Origin of the sequence: Leptospira adleri (assembly GCF_002811985.1) — a bacterium.
GTDB lineage: Bacteria > Spirochaetota > Leptospiria > Leptospirales > Leptospiraceae > Leptospira > Leptospira adleri.
Genome location: NZ_NPDU01000026.1, coordinates 1 through 14,952, shown reverse-complemented (window position 1 = coordinate 14,952; position 14,952 = coordinate 1). Strand labels below are relative to the sequence as shown.

Here is a 14,952-nt window from a genome sequence, read left to right as displayed (position 1 = left end):
AGGTGGAAAATAAATCTTCGATTTGTCTTCTGCGCGACTTCGTCTTGGTTCAAAGATGGGATTTTGAGCGTAAACTTCTTTGTAGGAATTCCTACAAAGAAAGATCGGAAAGAACGCAACGTGGGTTTCTTTTTGAAGAGGAGGGGAGTTTAAATGTTTCGAAAAATTCTAAAAAAGAGCGTTTTATTTTCGATTCTCCTTCTTTCGTTTTCTTTTTGGAATCAGAGCGGATTCGCTTCTTTGGATGCGGAGGAAGAAACATTCAAGTTTTATAATTCTTCCCGCTTGAAGGAAATATTGGAAAGGGGAGAATTAAGAGTCGCTGGAAATCAAGCGGACGAGCCTTTCTATGTCCAAAACGCAAAAGAGGGATTTCCGGGGTTTGATTACGAATTGGGAAAGTTGTATGCGGATTTTCTCGGAGTCAAATTCAAATTTATTTCTTATCCCGAGTTTTCGGAATACGCGGAAGCGATCAAAAAAAAAGACGCGGATATCGCCTTATCCGGAATCTCGAGCAACTTGGAAAGATCCAAAAAGGTCCGTTTTAGTTCGGCGTATCTCATCTCCACTCCGGCGGCCTTGATCCGAAAGACGGCTCTTCCTCCTCCTCCCGAGGGTAGTATCATCACTACGCAGAGTTTTAGGAGCATTCTCGACTTACAAGACTTAAGCGGAGTGACTTTCGCGGTTCGTTCTTTCTCCAATCGTCACGAATACCTTCTCAAAAATTTTAAGAACAATCGGATCTTTACGTACGGAGACACACCTTCGGCTTGGGAAGCGGTCAAAAACGGCACCGCGAATTGTCTCGTCGCCGATTCTTTTTATATCAAGGGAATTTTGCTCAAAGATAAATCCGTCGCTTCCAATTTTCGTCCTCTTCTCGAGCAGGTTCAAAGAGAAGACATCAGCGCGGCTTTTCCTCTTGCCGATCCGGTCTTTGTCCGCAATTTCGATTTTTTTATTTCCGAGCTTTCTCGTTCGGGCGCTTTGAGGGATTTGGAAGACAAGTATTTCAATAGATCGGATTGGGTTCCTTGAGAGAATTTTTACAATCTCTCCCAAGGTCCGAGGTTTTAACGAAGTGAGTTTGCGACCTTTTCTCTTAATTCCAAATAGCGGGATTGGTTGGTCAGAATGATCTCGTTGTATTCGGGAACTCCGCCCCAACGATCGACCGCACCCGGTCCCGCGTTGTAGGAGAGGAGCGCTTTTTCAGTGTCCCCTTTTCTGAGTTCTAAGAGATCGTTCAAATAAGAAACTCCCAAATGGATGTTTACTTCCGGTTTATGAAGATCTTCCGCGGACGTTTTCCAGCCTTCCTTTTTGGAAAGCCAAGTCGCAGTACTCGGCATGATCTGCATAAATCCGCGAGCCCCTTTCGGAGAACGTGCCGTCGATTTGAACTCGGATTCAAGGTGAATGAGTCCGATCAGAAGGCTCACTTTGTCCGTATCGGAGCAGCGGAAGGTGCAGGACTCCAGTTCTAATCTTCTGGATTCTTGAAGAATCACCTGAGAAAGTTTTTGGAGAGGTTCCTGAGAAAGGGAAGGTCGGACTTCCTGAATATAGGCTTGGATCGTTTTGATTTCGACGGTTTCTTCGTCGAGGAGGGCCGCTTTTTGGCCTAAGGCTCCCGCGAGCGGTGCGAGGAGCAGTTGGAAGCTCAGAGGTAAGAGCAACCAAAGGAGATATCGAAAACGAAATCGGGTCATCTTGCGAAAATTCACTGGATGCCTCCGTAGATTCAAATTTGTGCGATGCACAATCTATGACCAGTTTTTTGGCGATGCACTATGAGTCAAGGCATTCTTTCCTCTCTTGGAGCCAATGTTTAGGAGGCAGATTTGACTTTGGAAGAATGGGAAAGTGGGTGTTCCTACTTTTCTCCGGATCTTTTCAGGGAGAATTTCCCCCGAAAAGTGAATTTGTGCGGAGTTCCGTCCAAATCCTGGATTTAGAAAGAGTTTTTTAGTCTTCCAGCGCGGAAAGATTGAACGAGAAAGGGCCGGAAATTCTTCCAAAGTCCCTTTGGTTCCTCCTTTCCGAGAGAAGAATTGCCGTTTTTTATTAAAAGTATGAGTTCCTACTTTTTAAGAAATTCGCCAAAAGCCCCTTCAAGACAGAAAACCAACGGAAGAATCGCGTTTGCAGAATCGAATCTCCCGGTCTATCTTTGAAGAAAGCTTTATTTTACCTTTTCCCACCAGGATTCGGAAGGAAAGGACGTTCTTCCGTCCACGATCTCCCCGGGTTTCGGAGTTACGAGCTCGACCTTGAGGAGCTTCACCGCTTCTCGAGTTCTCCGGATCGGTTCGTCCCAGTCATGGATCGCCAAATTGAAAGTTCCCCAATGAACTGGAAGCATTCTTTTGGATTTGAGATCAACGTGAGCCTGAACCGCTTTTTCCGGATTCATGTGAATTCCTTCCCAAGTGATGTCGTAAGCTCCGACCTTGATCGAGCTCAGATCAAAAGGCCCCAGACGTTTCCCGATTTCCGAAAAGTGGGAAGAATAACCCGTATCTCCGCTGTGAAAAAAACGGTTCGTAGGACCGACCAGGCTCCAAGACGACCAGAGAGTCGACTTTCTGTTAAAAAGTCCCCTTCCGGAATAATGAACCGCGGGCGTGCATACGATTTCCACGTCTCCGACTTTTCCTTTTTCCCACCAATCCAATTCTACAATTTGATTTTCCGGAACACCCCAACGTTCTAAGTGAGCGCCGACTCCGAGAGGAACAAAATACTTCGTACCTTTGGATGCGAGAAACTTCGCCGTGAGCATGTCCAGATGATCGTAGTGATCGTGGGAAATCACGACCGCGTCGATCTTAGGAAGTTGTTCCAGAGGAATCGGAGAAGGGAAGAATCGTTCCGGGCCGACGCTCGTGAAAGGGGAAACCTTATCGGCAAAAACCGGATCGGTAAAGATTCTGATCCCGTCTATCTCAACGAGAACGGACGCGTGGCCGAACCATATCGCTCTGAGTCCGGGAGCCGGAACTTCGGAAAAACTTTTCGCGTCCGGATAAACCACCGGGATCGGAGAAGGGGGAACTCTTTGTTCGCTTCCGAAAAGTTGTCTCCAAATCATTTCGGAATAAGAACCCGAGACGATCATGGGAACCACCGGCTCGTTTTCAAACGTGCCGTCTTTATACATCTTGGAAGTCTGCATCCTTTCCATTCTTTTGCCTTCGGGAGTTCCTCCGAAAGAACTCAAACACGCCGTCTGTAAAAGAACCAAAGACGTTAATCCTAAAAGAAGAATCAACGATACCAAAGAAATTTTTTGAATACGGTTTCCAAACATAAGAACACCTCGGGCGATTCTATTAAGCGACTTTCTTTACCGATCTAAGCAGCATCAATTTCATGATTCCGAATAAAATTCCGTCGGAAAGAAATTTACGCAATCCCAAAAGCGATTTCGCGTCCATTCCGACCACATATCGAAGACGTCCGCAAGAATCGTTCGCGGCTTTGTAGATCACTTTTGCTACCGCCTCAGAAGAACTGGTCATCATCGCTTTCTCCATATTCGCAAAGACCGCGTCCGCAAACTGTTTGTATTCGGCTGGAGCATTTTCCGAAGTGGAATCGGAAGAACGTCCTATAAAATCAGTCGCGATCGCTCCGGGCTCGACGAGTTTCACTCGGATTCGAAATGGAATCAACTCGTATTGAAGAGATTCGGTAAAACCTTCCAAGGCCCATTTGGTCGCGTGGTAGAGGCTGTAAAGAGGGAAGGTGATTCTACCTCCCATCGACGCGACGTTGATGATGTTTCCTTTTTTATTTTTACGAAAGTGCGGAAGAATATTTTGAATCACGTCCATCGCGCCGAAAACATTCGTATCGAACTGTCTTCGGATTTGTTCTTTGTTTGCGCCTTCGAACGGGCCCACGAGTCCGTAGCCGGCGTTGTTTACGAGAACGTCGATTTCTCCAAACTGTTTGATTCCGTCCTGAATCGCTTTTTGGATCGTTTCCGGCTTGGTAACGTCCAAAGGAAGGCAAACTAGGTTCGGAAGATTTTGAAGTTCTTTTTCCTTTTCCGGATTTCTCATAGTTGCGATCACGTTCCATCCTTTCGACTGGAAGTGTTTTGCGGCCGCTTTTCCGATTCCGGAAGAACTTCCGGTGATCAATACGGTTTTGCGTTTCATTCTTTGATAACTCCTTTTTAATGACTTTGGGTCACTCTAAAATGACCTAAAGTCATATTTAGTTGACTGCAAGTCATTGTCAATTCGTAAAAGTAAGGATAAAAATTAAAAAGTAGATTGTTTTTGTAAATGCGGTTTTGATAGATGGAATGAGAAGAATCGGAAAGATTGCAAAATTCTTCTTTGAGACGAAAGAATAAAATGAAAAGCCGAGCCGTAAAAGACGACGACAAAAAAGTCAAAAAGGATCTTTTGATTCGGGCGGCAATCTCCCTCTTTAACAAATCCTCTTTTGAAAAAATTTCCATGGATCAGATCGCCAAAAAGGCGGGAGTCGCGAAAGGAACCTTGTATCTTTATTTCAAAACCAAAGAAGAATTGTTTTTGGAGATTCATCGACTGGACTACGAAATCTGGTTCGATTCTTTTCAGACGTTTCTAAGATCCAAAAAGCCGGGATTGAGCGCTGGCGACCTTGCTTCCTGGATCACCGAATCTTTGAGAGAAAATCAAAGAGTAGTTCGTTTGATGGCGATCGCTTCCGCTCTTCTGGAAAAGAACATCGCGTTTGAAAGCGCCCTTTCGTTAAAAGCGTCCGTTCGAAAACACGTCCTGGAAATCGTTCCCGAACTCTGTAGAGTTCTAAAATGGAAAAAATCCGAAGAGGCTTTGATTTTTCTTACGCATCTTCACGCGCTCATTGTCGGGCTTTGGCACCACGCCGAACCGGCGCCGATCGTTTCCAAGGTTTTGAATTCCTCCTCCGATTTCGCCGTTTTTCAGATCGATTTTTTTCAAACCTTAGAATCCGGGATTCGGGCCTTGGTTCTCGGTTCGCAGAAGGATTCTTAAAAGTATGAGTTCCTACTTTTCAAAATAGAATTCAGAGCTTCAAAAGTCCGGATTCTTCTTTGAAATCAAAAATGGGGCGGAGTTCCGTCCAAAATTCACAAAAAGATCCTTATTTTTCTCTATCGATTTCGAAATCGGTCGGAGTTTTTCAAAGATCGGCGTGAGCTTTGTTTTCGAATATTCTATAGTGATCGCTACAGAAATTGAATCTTCTTCTAGGAGTGAAAAATGAGCGTAGAAACAAAATCGAAAAAAAGAAATCTAAAACCGATCGATGCCAATCAGCCCACGGTTCGAAAAATGGACTTTGAAAAAATGGGAGATCTTCCCGATCACTATTTTTCGGGGAATTCTTTTATCACGCATATCATCAATTCTTATCATATTCTCTTTCCCGAAGGTGAAAGGTTTTTTATAAAGAGCGTAAAGGCTTTTGCAGATCAGGTGAATGATCCAAAACTACAAACTTCCATCAAGGCCTTTATCGGGCAGGAAGTGCAACACGGGAAGGAACACGAAAAAGTCTTGGAAGTCCTCGCGAAGCAGGGAAAACCCGTGAGTCGTTTTGTTCGTTTTTTTGAATGGAGTGCGTTTCAAGTGATGCTTCCTTTCTTTGAATTTTTCTTCGGAAAAAAACTAAAACTTTCCGTAACCGCAGGCATGGAACACTATACGGCGACGATGGGAGAGATCACTCTTCGTCACGGATTTCACGAACACGCCTATGGGGATATGAGAGATCTGCTTCTCTGGCACGCTTGTGAAGAGATCGAACACAAGTCCGTTGCGTATGACGTTCTTCAAACCGTATCGAAAAGTTATCTTTTAAGAATTTTCGGATTCTTCTTAGCGTCTTGGATCTTCTGGGGATATGTAGCTTTCTTTCAACACTGGTTTATCATTTCCGATCCGAATGTCGGTTTAAAAAAATACTTTCAAGATCTCGACGCGTCTCGTCCTTTCGGAAGAATCCTTTTTATGGAAACTACAAAGGCTTTTTTTCTTTATCTAAAACCGGGCTTTCATCCCGCGCAAACAGGCGGATACGAGCTCGCAAACAAAGCTCTCGCAACTATATAAGAATTTTAGAATTTACTCCTTGTTCTCGAAATGATTTCGAAAACAAGGGGTAGATTCCAATTTAGAATTTGGATCCGCCTTTGTGAAAGCTTCTTCTTCGCTTAACTTATTTTATCGAAATTGTTGTTATCTCTAAAAATTCGAAATCGCTCGGATCCTTGAAGGAGGAAAGAAATCTAATCTTTAGAATTCTACTCAATGTGTGAGTTCCTACGAATTACGTCTCATAGTAATATTGCGATGTCTGGAAACGGTTTTCAATCATTCGAAACACGCAAGAGTTCCCGCGTTTTCGATATTTGAGAGATCGTTTAGATCTTCGTTTTCCATTCATAAGAATAAAATCTAAATTCTTTTCCAAAGGAGGAGCGTTTCAAATTTTAAAACGATCCTCCGCATCCAAAAATCGAAATCGAGGAACTGATCGATTTACGGTTTCAGATCGGGGATCGCAAGCTCTTGCGACAGGGGAGAAAATCGAACTTGTCTTTTGTTTTACGATTCATTACGGAAAATCGTGATTCTTAATCCGTATTTCTTTTTGTACGCCTTGAATTTTGCGTCTTTTTTTTCGGATGCTGCATCTCTCAAGTATTCGTTTCAGAGAGAGAAAATTGAAATCGATCGGGTGAAATCGGTTTTGATGTCGATAAATTGTTCGAAAAAAAACGCATATTTCCGCATTTTCCATCTCGCATCTCTCGGATTTGATTCGTCTTTATGAATAAACCGTGATAGAACGTTCTACATTCTAAAAGTATAATAGTTTTATATTGTCCGAAGGAGCCTGAAGTTGAATAAAGAAGCGTCAATCGATACTTTTCCCAGAGTTATGATTCTTGAGGACGACGACCTCCTTCGAGATACGATGATTCACATGTCCAAAAAAATAGGTCTGGAATATTGCGAGGCTAAAGACGGGAAACAAGCCCTTTCCAAAGTGGAAGAATTTAAACCCGACGTTTTTTTTGTGGATCTGGAAATGCCGGTAATGGACGGGAAAGAATTTATTTCAAAGATGAAGGAGAATTCTCCCGATTCTTTGTTCGTGGTGATGACCGCCCACGCCGAACCCCATACGATCATCGAAACGATGAATTTGGGCGTCTTTGATTATATTCTAAAACCGATCGACGCAACACATTATAAAAATCTGTTAAAGGAAGTTTCGGAAGAACTCAAAAGAAGAAGGGTGATTCAGCTTTTTGAAGAAGAATCCACAAATCGCCTAAAGGAACAATTAGGATGGGTTTCTTATAAACGTTCGAGGGTCACCGATTTGGATTCCATGATCGAACTTTCTAGGACAACTTTAAATAATATAAAATACGCGCTTTTGAGCGGGGGAGGGATCGGAACTCTCATCAGCTTAGTCAAAATGATCAGGTCCTCCTCAAAAAAAGTAGATTCCAATTATGTAATATCCGCGGACCTTATCGATATGCTTTTGGAAAGCAGCGATTACATCGAAAAAAATATAAATCGCCTTGAGGAAAGTCTTACTCTTTTGCACAGGGAAGTCGCGCCCCATCTTAAAAGAATTTCCGTTTCCAAGTTGATCGAACGTCTCACCGAACATTTTCAAAAATTTTCTTTGAACGAAAAGGAATATCTGGAAACAAAAGGCCTCAACTTTCGCATGCCGAATGTAAATCACAATCATTATCAGGATTTTGTAATGGTCGATTTGGATTCTTTCCTGATGATTTTCTACGAACTATTGGTAAACGCGTTGAAGTATTCGGACAAAGGGGGAGAAGTGGACGTTTACTTTTCTTCCAAGTCGGGGCTATTCAATCTCTATGTTAAGAATAATTTCGATTCCAACTATCTATCCGGAATTTCCGCGGATCAGGAATCGTTAGTCAAGCAACCTTTTTATCGTTTGGCTAAATTCTTAGATGAAAGCGTAAAAACGGAGGGCGTATTTTCCGGATTGGGACTTACGCTTGTGGATATCGTCGCGAGAAAACACGGAGGAAGTTTCGGAATCAAAAATGTTACCGATCATACGATTTCAAACAAACCGGAAACGGTCGTACTCGCCGCGATTACGTTGCCGGTTTGCTGAATCCATTCGAGAAGTTTTCAAATTCCCGAATTCTTCTTTTTATTTTTTCTTTCCTATTTTTTCCGCGAGATCGACGAGCAATCGCACTCCGTACCCGGTGGGTCCGTTTCCTATCTGAGTCCCGGAACCTTTTTTTCTCCAAGCGGCTCCGGCGATATCGATATGCGCCCAAGCGATTCCGGACTCCACAAACTTTTCCAAAAATTTCGCGGCGGAGAGAGAGCCTCCCGCTCTGCTTGCGATGTTACGCACGTCGGCGATGTCGCTCTTGAGTTCGTCCGCGTATTCGTCCCAAAGAGGCATTTCCCAGATTCTTTCATCCGAAGTTTGAGACGCTTCTTTGAGAAGAGCGGTAAGAGGTTCGGAGTTGCTCATCACGCCCGCGGCTTCGTGTCCGAGGGAGATGATGATCGCTCCCGTCAGAGTTGCGAGATCGAGCATATAATCCGGTTTGTATTTTTTTCCAACGTAAGAAAGAACGTCGCCTAAAACGAGACGGCCCTCCGCATCCGTGTTTTGAACTTCCACCGTGATTCCGTTGTGGGCGGTGTAAACGTCTCCAGGTTTAAGAGCCGCCGCATCGGGCATATTTTCTGCGACTCCGATCGCGGCGACGACCGGAACGCCTAATCCGAGTTCTGCGATTGCGCCGATTGCGTGAATTGCCGCCGCGGCTCCGCACATATCGTATTTCATTTCGTGCATGTCTTGCGCGGGTTTGATGCTGATTCCGCCGGAATCAAACGTGAGGCCTTTGCCGATGATCGCGAGTTTTTTCTTAGTGCTCGGTTTTGCGGGAGTATATTCCAAAACGATCATCTTCGCCTTTTTATCGGAGCCTTCGCAGACCGCGAGAATCCCGCCCATCTTTTCCTTTTTGAGTTGAGGTTCGTCAAAGACGGTGATTTTGAGTCCGTTGTCTTTCGCGATTTCTTTGGAACGAGATACGAATTCTTCCGGAGTAAAATGATTTGCAGGGAGGTGAGCGACGTAACGCGCTCCGTTGATATAACGGCTGACGACCTTGCCTCTTTTCAAACCTTTTTCGGCTTCTTTTGTTTTTGCCGCGTCTTGAAGAATAAAGGAAACCGCTCCCGTCTTTTTCGAATTCTCACGAAACTCTTTGGAGAGGACGTTGATCGCAAATGCGCCTTGTTCAAGAGAATTTACGATTTGATAAACGAGGATATCCGCCGGAAGCGCGGTGGTAAGAATTTTCGGAAGATGAATTTCCAATCCCACCCCGTCCCATTTTCTGAGTTTTTCTCCGAAAGAAAAGAAAAGTTGTGCGACGCTTCTCGTCTTTACTTTGGAAGAATCTCCGAGTCCGAGGTAGAGAATTTTGTCGGCCTCATCGGAAAAGGTCTGTCCGTAATCTCCGGTGAAAATTCCGGAAGAGGTCTGAAGAGAGAATTTCGTTTTCAGATTCTCCGGAAAATGATCTTTGAAAAGAACCTGTAATTTATAGAAAGACTTGGAAGTGTTTTTGCCGATCGAGATTTGGATCTTATTCTTATCCAGTTTCATTTTTTCTCCAGAGCTTTGATATCGGAGAGGATTTCGTCCACGTGTCCTTTTACGCTGACCTTCGGATATACTTTAAGAATTTTTCCGTCGGCTCCGATGAGGAAGGTAGTGCGAACGATTCCCATCGATTCTCTTCCCATAAATTTTTTAAGATGCCAGACGTCAAAGGCTTCGCAGATCTTTCCATCCTCGTCCGAGATCAGAGTGAAGTTTAGCTCCTGCTTTTCAATGAATTTCTGATGCGATTTTACGGTATCTTTTGAAACTCCGACCACGTTGAATCCTGTCCTTTTGATCCTTGAAAAATTGTCCCTGAAATCGCATGCTTCCGTCGTACAACCCGGAGTCTGATCCTTGGGATAAAAATAGAGGACCGTTCCTTTTGCGCCCGCTAGATCGGAAAGTTTTACTTTTTCGCCTTTTTCGTTGAGTCCTGTAAAACTGGGAGCCTTCGAACCAACTTTGAGTTCCGTCATAAAATGCCTCTTTGTATTGGATTTAAAAATTCTTTCTCTTTTAGATGTCAGTCTTTTTCGAGAGTTCTAAAAAAAGAATGAATTTCTGAAACAAAAAATGGACGGAACTTCGACCAAAAAGTGAGAAACTTTGCGAAGCTAAGATTCGGAGGAGGCGGGTTTACGCGTAGTTCGCCTAAACGCAGGAAGAATCTTTCTGTTCCGGCGCGTTCGGTGCGATTACACGAAGTTCGCCTAAACGCAGAAGAATTCTCTTTGGTCCGATTGCTCGTTATTTTTCAATCCTGACTCGTATTTGAGGACTTCTCGTTGGAGTTCCAACAAACCGATTCTTAAAAAAAGGTTTCAAAAATTCCGACTTTCTCTCGGCAAGAATCGAGTAAACCTCTTACGGGATCTTAATTTTACGTTTTTCACTTGCGAAAAATAAAAAAAAGCCCGATTCTTAGAATATGGATTCGAGAGAAAGAGCAGAGACGATTCGAGAAGGAAATCGAGCTTTCAACGACGGCGATATTCGAAAAGCCAGAGATCTATTTATAAAAGCAGATTATAAGGACGGATTGGTTCGTCTCGGCGATCATTTTATGTACGAGAAAAAGATGCCTCTTCTCGCCTACGGTTATTATAAAAAAGCCGGCTATCAAAAACGAATCGATGAGATTTTCCAAAGAATGATGTGGGCGCTCAGTCAATGGATCGGCGCTGACAAATTTAAGACAGCTCCGAGCGATCCAACTCAGAGTGAAAATTCTTCCAGTTTTCCGGCCGCCTCCGAGTTTCAGATTCATCCGATCTTACGTCAGACGGCCCTTGACATTCTAAAGAAAAAAGGGATTTCGGTTTAGCAAAACAATTTCCTACTTTTCAAACATCTTCACGAATTCGTTTAACGAATTTCTAGATTCTAATTCCCTATTTCTAATAAAGACGGTTTTGATTCTTCTCAGCTTAGAAGATAGGGGAAGAATGGTCAGAAATTTTTTTTGCTTCTTTTCGTTCAGATAAGATTCAGGCAAAAGTGAAATTCCCATTCCCGAAATCACACAGGAAAGAATCGAATCCAAAGAATCAAACTCGATTCTTTTCCCCGGCGGAAGAGATTGCTCTTGGATCCACTGGTCCAGTTTGTTTCGAAATGTACATCCCGCTTTGAACGTAAGAATCGATAATTCTTTCCAAGACGAAATGATTTCACTACTTTTCATCGCGTTTGGTGCGACGATCACAAGATTTTCACTAAACGCAGGAGTCTCTAAGAATTGAGAATGGGAAAAACCTTCATAGACAAAAGCTCCGTCCAATTTTTTTTCTAAAACGGCCCTGATTAGTTCGTCCGTGTTGCCTTGTCTTAAAAAAAGCTGCACCTTGGGAAATTTAATATGATACTTGGAAAGAATCGAAGGAAGTCTCACGGACGCCGTCGTTTGCCCTGAGCCGATTTCCAAAGGACCTTCCGGAATTCCGGAATCGAAGAGAGCTCTTTCGGCTTCCTCGGTAAGAGCCAAAATTTTTTCACAGTAATCGAATAGAATTTTTCCCTTTGCCGTTAAGGTGACTCCGTTCTTCGATCTCAGAAATAGCTTCGTTTTAAATTCCTTTTCCAAAACTTGAATGCGCGCCGTGACGTTCGATTGTACGAAATGCAATTTTTCCGCTGCCCGCGTAAAACTTCCCTCTCTTGTTACTTCCCTAAAAATTTTCAACGAAGGAATGTCCATTTCCGTCTCCCGATTAAAGTATGAACGATAGTTAAATATATATCAAAAAAAGTGATTTTACTCATCATAAAATATCATAATTAGAAATGATATTATAAGTGTAGAATCTGAACCTGCTTAAAAATTTGTCTAAGAATTTTTAAGAGGAATTTATGAAAACTTACGAAAAAACGCTATTCGCCTTGATTCTTGTGATTGTTTGGAACTGTTCTCCGCAGATGAATCTGAGAGTCGCAAATTCGTCCGCACCCGGTACGACTGCTTTGTTGATTTTAGACGTTCAGATGGATTTTTTTCCAGGTGGAAAATTTGAATTAGAAGGAGCGACCAAGGCCGCTGCCAAAGGGGAAAGCGTTCTTAAATACTTTCGGGAAAAGAATCTTCCGGTGTTCCATATCCAACACGTATCGACGCGAAAGGGAGCGACTTTCTTTTTTCCGGGAACTCCGGGAGTAGAGTTTCATTCCAGCCACACTCCGATTTCGGGAGAAACTGTAATCGTAAAACATACCGTGAATCCCTTTCTCAACACGAGTCTTCTCCAGGATTTGAGGTCAAAGAACGTTACGCGTCTTGTCGTTTTTGGAATGATGACTCACATGGTAGTCGATTCCACGGTTCGTTCCGCGTTCGATCTCGGTTTCAAGGATATCCTCGTAATTTCGGATGCTTCGGCGACGCGTTCCCTAAAGTTTGAATCGGAATTGATACCGGCAAATCAAGTGCATGGATCCTTCTTATCCGCTCTCGGTTATATTTTCGCAAAGATATCGACCGCTTCCGAATTCTTAAAAGAAGAATTGAATAAGAATCCTTAAACGAGCGGATTCCTCTCTATATCCCTCCGGTCGGTATGGCTCCCGGTTTCGTAAATGTTCGGAGGGATATTCAAATTTTATAATAAACTGAAAGAACGTTATTCGGTAAGATACGGTTAATTATGAGTTGTCTCTAAAGCCGAATTTTGAGAATCCCGTTCTTGCTTTCGAATTCCGTCAGTTCTTGACATCGAGCCTCATCTTTGTGATAAGGGTCGAAATCTAAAAACGGCATTTCCGGTTCCCAGCGATAGACGATGATTCTTTTTCCCTCGACGCAGTTCCAAAGAAAGAACTCGTAGCCCGCAAAGGTTCTGGTTCTATCGTGACGATCCGGTTTTGGTAAGCCGGCCGTTAAGAATCCGTACGAAATTTTACAACCGTACAAAAGCAAAATAAAAATTCTTGAAACGGTTATAGCCGAATATCGACGCATTTTCATTTTATAGGGAATACTATGCTTTTATATTTTATCAATCTAAAATCACCAGTATGAAGCCTTAAACTTTTACGCATCATTCTGCATTCAATAACCTAACAAAGATTTTGTTAGAAATTATTTTACATAGAATCAAGTCGGTATAATATTAGGTAGAATGGCTCAAAATAGAAAATATACCGTCTTTCTCATAGACGATCATCCTATCGTTCGTTCCGGATTACAGTCCGAGATCGAGTCCGATCCGGATCTTGTTTTCGCCGGCTCCGCGAGCAGTCTCAAGGACGGGATTCGTAAGATGAGCTTTTCAAGAACGGATCTTTTGATAAGCGACGTTTCGTTGCAGGAGGAGAACGGAATTCAAGAGATCGAAAATATTAAGGCGAAATTTCCGGAACTCAAGATCGTTTTTTTGACGATGCATAGGGATTGGGCTTATCTTCAGAAGGCTTTCGCCTTAGGAGCGGACGGATATCTTCTAAAAAGTGAATCCACCCAATCCATCGTAGACGCTCTAAAAACCGTTTTGGCTGGAGGAAAGGTTTTTCCGGATGAAATTAAAAACTTCAGACCTGAAACTGAAATTAAGGAAGAGCTTGCGAATATTGTTAAACGACTTACAAAACGGGAACGAGAAATCCTGAATCTTCTTGCGGAAGGAAAGATGAACCGCGAAATCGCGGACGAATTACAGTTGAGCGTTCGAACGGTTGAAACACATCGAGCGTCGATATTTAAAAAATTGGAAACGGAGAATATTATCGAACTTGGAAAAATTCTCATTCAATTGAAATCTTCGGGTTTAATTTAGCGTTTTGATTTTTCGCCAACGTTCTCTTTTATATAAAATTTAATTTTTTGTTTCCAATCTCCTAAAAACTACTGATAGATCCTATTTTTCTAAGTAATTTCCGAAGTTCCGTCAATACATCTCGCGTGTTAACGTTTTTTCCGGAATCTTCATTTGATTCTTAAACGTATTCGGAGTCACAAAGATGAAAAAAATTTTAATCAGTATGAATCTTGCCTTGTTTCTTTTTTTTATAGTCGATTGTAAAAAAGACGAATCAGACGATACCGCTCTTATGGCTGGACTGATCGCGCTCGCAGGCGGGAATTGTTTTACCTTGCCGCAACAAGTGGTCGTAAAGGATGGGAACTCGGCCCAGACGACAACGTACAATTGCGCGGCGGTGGGAAAGGTTTACACTTGCGTTCCGGTGGGAGGGGGGAACTCCGTTGTAAGAACCTATTCTTCGGCAACCGCAGGTAAGCTCGGAGTGGTCGATCCTCCTCCATTCTCCAATCTTCATGTGCAAAGAGGTCTAACGAGTCGAGTCGAAGGAGGAACGACTAACACCTTCACCTATAACAGTTCTAACCAGCTTACGGCGGTTGCTTCTCCCGCGGTCGTTACTTATTCCAACTACGACGCAAACGGTTTTCCGAAATCGAATTCTTCCGGACAAACTTTAACGTATACTTATGCGGCGGGAGCTAAGATACCGAGTACTTCGGCTGACGGAGCATTCACGTACACTTACGATTCGAAAGGGTGGGGAACTAAGATTGATTTCGGTTTTGGAAACCCGAGCACCGCTGAAAACACGGGATCCGTATCTATCTGCGAATAGTTTATGGATTTATAATATTCTCGTCTTTTGTTTTTGATAAGAGACAAGGTTGAATTTTCGTCAACAAGGCAGCAGGATCGTAAACCTGCTGCCTTTTCCCGGAGAAGAATCCAACAATACTTCCCCGCCGTGCGCCAAGGCGATTTTTCTTACGATGGA

General features: G+C 43.1%; 15 protein-coding genes. 8 read left to right on the top strand and 7 right to left on the bottom strand.

The annotated features are described in order from the left end of the window. Positions 1 to 153 precede the first annotated feature (153 nt). Positions 154 to 1,044: a substrate-binding periplasmic protein gene (locus CH376_RS11535; RefSeq protein ID WP_100786232.1), complete on the top strand. Its 891-nt coding sequence runs from the start codon at positions 154 to 156 to the stop codon at positions 1,042 to 1,044. Positions 1,045 to 1,079: 35 nt separating this feature from the next. Here CH376_RS11535 and CH376_RS11530 read toward each other — a convergent pair whose 3' ends face one another. The 3 genes from CH376_RS11530 to CH376_RS11520 form a co-directional block, all read right to left on the bottom strand. Then, the gene (locus CH376_RS11530) at positions 1,080 to 1,733 is read right to left on the bottom strand and encodes a lytic transglycosylase domain-containing protein (protein WP_100786231.1); all 654 of its coding nucleotides are present in this window, start codon (positions 1,731 to 1,733) and stop codon (positions 1,080 to 1,082) included. 458 nt (positions 1,734 to 2,191) lie between these two features. Beyond that, a complete protein-coding gene (locus CH376_RS11525) occupies positions 2,192 to 3,319 on the bottom strand; it encodes an MBL fold metallo-hydrolase (RefSeq protein WP_100786230.1) in 1,128 nt (375 codons plus the stop codon). Between the two features lie 22 nt (positions 3,320 to 3,341). Further along, positions 3,342 to 4,175 (bottom strand): SDR family oxidoreductase, encoded by an 834-nt coding sequence (locus tag CH376_RS11520; RefSeq protein WP_100786229.1) that lies wholly within the window; start codon positions 4,173 to 4,175, stop codon positions 3,342 to 3,344. Positions 4,176 to 4,376: 201 nt separating this feature from the next. Here CH376_RS11520 and CH376_RS11515 point away from each other — a divergent pair, with 201 nt between their 5' ends. From CH376_RS11515 to CH376_RS11495, 3 genes are all read left to right on the top strand, one after another. Beyond that, a complete protein-coding gene (locus tag CH376_RS11515; RefSeq protein WP_125231946.1) occupies positions 4,377 to 5,027 on the top strand; it encodes a TetR/AcrR family transcriptional regulator in 651 nt (216 codons plus the stop codon). Between the two features lie 228 nt (positions 5,028 to 5,255). Next, on the top strand, positions 5,256 to 6,107 hold the full coding sequence (locus tag CH376_RS11510) for a metal-dependent hydrolase (protein WP_100786227.1): 852 nt from the start codon (positions 5,256 to 5,258) through the stop codon (positions 6,105 to 6,107). Positions 6,108 to 6,900: 793 nt separating this feature from the next. Continuing rightward, positions 6,901 to 8,178, top strand: coding sequence for a response regulator (locus CH376_RS11495; protein ID WP_100786224.1), 1,278 nt, complete (start codon positions 6,901 to 6,903; stop codon positions 8,176 to 8,178). A gap of 39 nt (positions 8,179 to 8,217) precedes the next feature. Here the strand turns inward: CH376_RS11495 and CH376_RS11490 are convergent, their stop codons facing one another. Together CH376_RS11490 and bcp are read right to left on the bottom strand one after the other, a co-directional pair. Then, positions 8,218 to 9,705 (bottom strand): leucyl aminopeptidase family protein, encoded by a 1,488-nt coding sequence (locus tag CH376_RS11490; RefSeq protein WP_100786223.1) that lies wholly within the window; start codon positions 9,703 to 9,705, stop codon positions 8,218 to 8,220. Continuing rightward, complete coding sequence (bcp, locus tag CH376_RS11485; RefSeq protein WP_100786222.1) at positions 9,702 to 10,181, bottom strand: thioredoxin-dependent thiol peroxidase; 480 nt, start codon at positions 10,179 to 10,181, stop codon at positions 9,702 to 9,704. The genes CH376_RS11490 and bcp overlap by 4 nt, the downstream gene beginning before the upstream one ends. A 452-nt stretch (positions 10,182 to 10,633) precedes the next feature. Between bcp and CH376_RS11480 the strand changes: the two genes are divergently transcribed. Then, complete coding sequence (locus tag CH376_RS11480) at positions 10,634 to 11,029, top strand: hypothetical protein (RefSeq protein WP_100786221.1); 396 nt, start codon at positions 10,634 to 10,636, stop codon at positions 11,027 to 11,029. 12 nt (positions 11,030 to 11,041) lie between these two features. Here CH376_RS11480 and CH376_RS11475 read toward each other — a convergent pair whose 3' ends face one another. Then, on the bottom strand, positions 11,042 to 11,902 hold the full coding sequence (locus CH376_RS11475; protein WP_100786220.1) for a LysR family transcriptional regulator: 861 nt from the start codon (positions 11,900 to 11,902) through the stop codon (positions 11,042 to 11,044). A 152-nt stretch (positions 11,903 to 12,054) separates the two neighbouring features. On the opposite strand from CH376_RS11475, the gene CH376_RS11470 reads away from it, so the two are divergent. After that, a complete protein-coding gene (locus CH376_RS11470) occupies positions 12,055 to 12,720 on the top strand; it encodes a cysteine hydrolase family protein (protein WP_207767185.1) in 666 nt (221 codons plus the stop codon). A 133-nt stretch (positions 12,721 to 12,853) separates the two neighbouring features. On the opposite strand, the gene CH376_RS11465 is transcribed toward CH376_RS11470, so the two are convergent. After that, complete coding sequence (locus CH376_RS11465; protein WP_100788102.1) at positions 12,854 to 13,162, bottom strand: hypothetical protein; 309 nt, start codon at positions 13,160 to 13,162, stop codon at positions 12,854 to 12,856. 154 nt (positions 13,163 to 13,316) lie between these two features. Here CH376_RS11465 and CH376_RS11460 point away from each other — a divergent pair, with 154 nt between their 5' ends. Continuing rightward, a complete protein-coding gene (locus CH376_RS11460; protein WP_100786218.1) occupies positions 13,317 to 13,970 on the top strand; it encodes a response regulator in 654 nt (217 codons plus the stop codon). Between the two features lie 184 nt (positions 13,971 to 14,154). Then, positions 14,155 to 14,793: a hypothetical protein gene (locus CH376_RS11455; RefSeq protein WP_100786217.1), complete on the top strand. Its 639-nt coding sequence runs from the start codon at positions 14,155 to 14,157 to the stop codon at positions 14,791 to 14,793. Positions 14,794 to 14,952 lie beyond the last annotated feature (159 nt).

What these genes read in the sequence shown, in the direction of transcription:
- CH376_RS11535 (WP_100786232.1), top strand. Translation starts at nt 154, where the DNA reads ATGTTTCGAAAAATTCTAAAAAAGAGCGTTTTATTTTCGATTCTCCTT.
- CH376_RS11525 (WP_100786230.1), bottom strand. Translation starts at nt 3,319, where the DNA reads ATGTTTGGAAACCGTATTCAAAAAATTTCTTTGGTATCGTTGATTCTT.
- CH376_RS11520 (WP_100786229.1), bottom strand. Translation starts at nt 4,175, where the DNA reads ATGAAACGCAAAACCGTATTGATCACCGGAAGTTCTTCCGGAATCGGA.
- CH376_RS11515 (WP_125231946.1), top strand. Translation starts at nt 4,377, where the DNA reads ATGAAAAGCCGAGCCGTAAAAGACGACGACAAAAAAGTCAAAAAGGAT.
- CH376_RS11510 (WP_100786227.1), top strand. Translation starts at nt 5,256, where the DNA reads ATGAGCGTAGAAACAAAATCGAAAAAAAGAAATCTAAAACCGATCGAT.
- CH376_RS11490 (WP_100786223.1), bottom strand. Translation starts at nt 9,705, where the DNA reads ATGAAACTGGATAAGAATAAGATCCAAATCTCGATCGGCAAAAACACT.
- bcp (WP_100786222.1), bottom strand. Translation starts at nt 10,181, where the DNA reads ATGACGGAACTCAAAGTTGGTTCGAAGGCTCCCAGTTTTACAGGACTC.
- CH376_RS11480 (WP_100786221.1), top strand. Translation starts at nt 10,634, where the DNA reads ATGGATTCGAGAGAAAGAGCAGAGACGATTCGAGAAGGAAATCGAGCT.
- CH376_RS11475 (WP_100786220.1), bottom strand. Translation starts at nt 11,902, where the DNA reads ATGGACATTCCTTCGTTGAAAATTTTTAGGGAAGTAACAAGAGAGGGA.
- CH376_RS11470 (WP_207767185.1), top strand. Translation starts at nt 12,055, where the DNA reads ATGAAAACTTACGAAAAAACGCTATTCGCCTTGATTCTTGTGATTGTT.
- CH376_RS11465 (WP_100788102.1), bottom strand. Translation starts at nt 13,162, where the DNA reads ATGAAAATGCGTCGATATTCGGCTATAACCGTTTCAAGAATTTTTATT.
- CH376_RS11460 (WP_100786218.1), top strand. Translation starts at nt 13,317, where the DNA reads ATGGCTCAAAATAGAAAATATACCGTCTTTCTCATAGACGATCATCCT.
- CH376_RS11455 (WP_100786217.1), top strand. Translation starts at nt 14,155, where the DNA reads ATGAAAAAAATTTTAATCAGTATGAATCTTGCCTTGTTTCTTTTTTTT.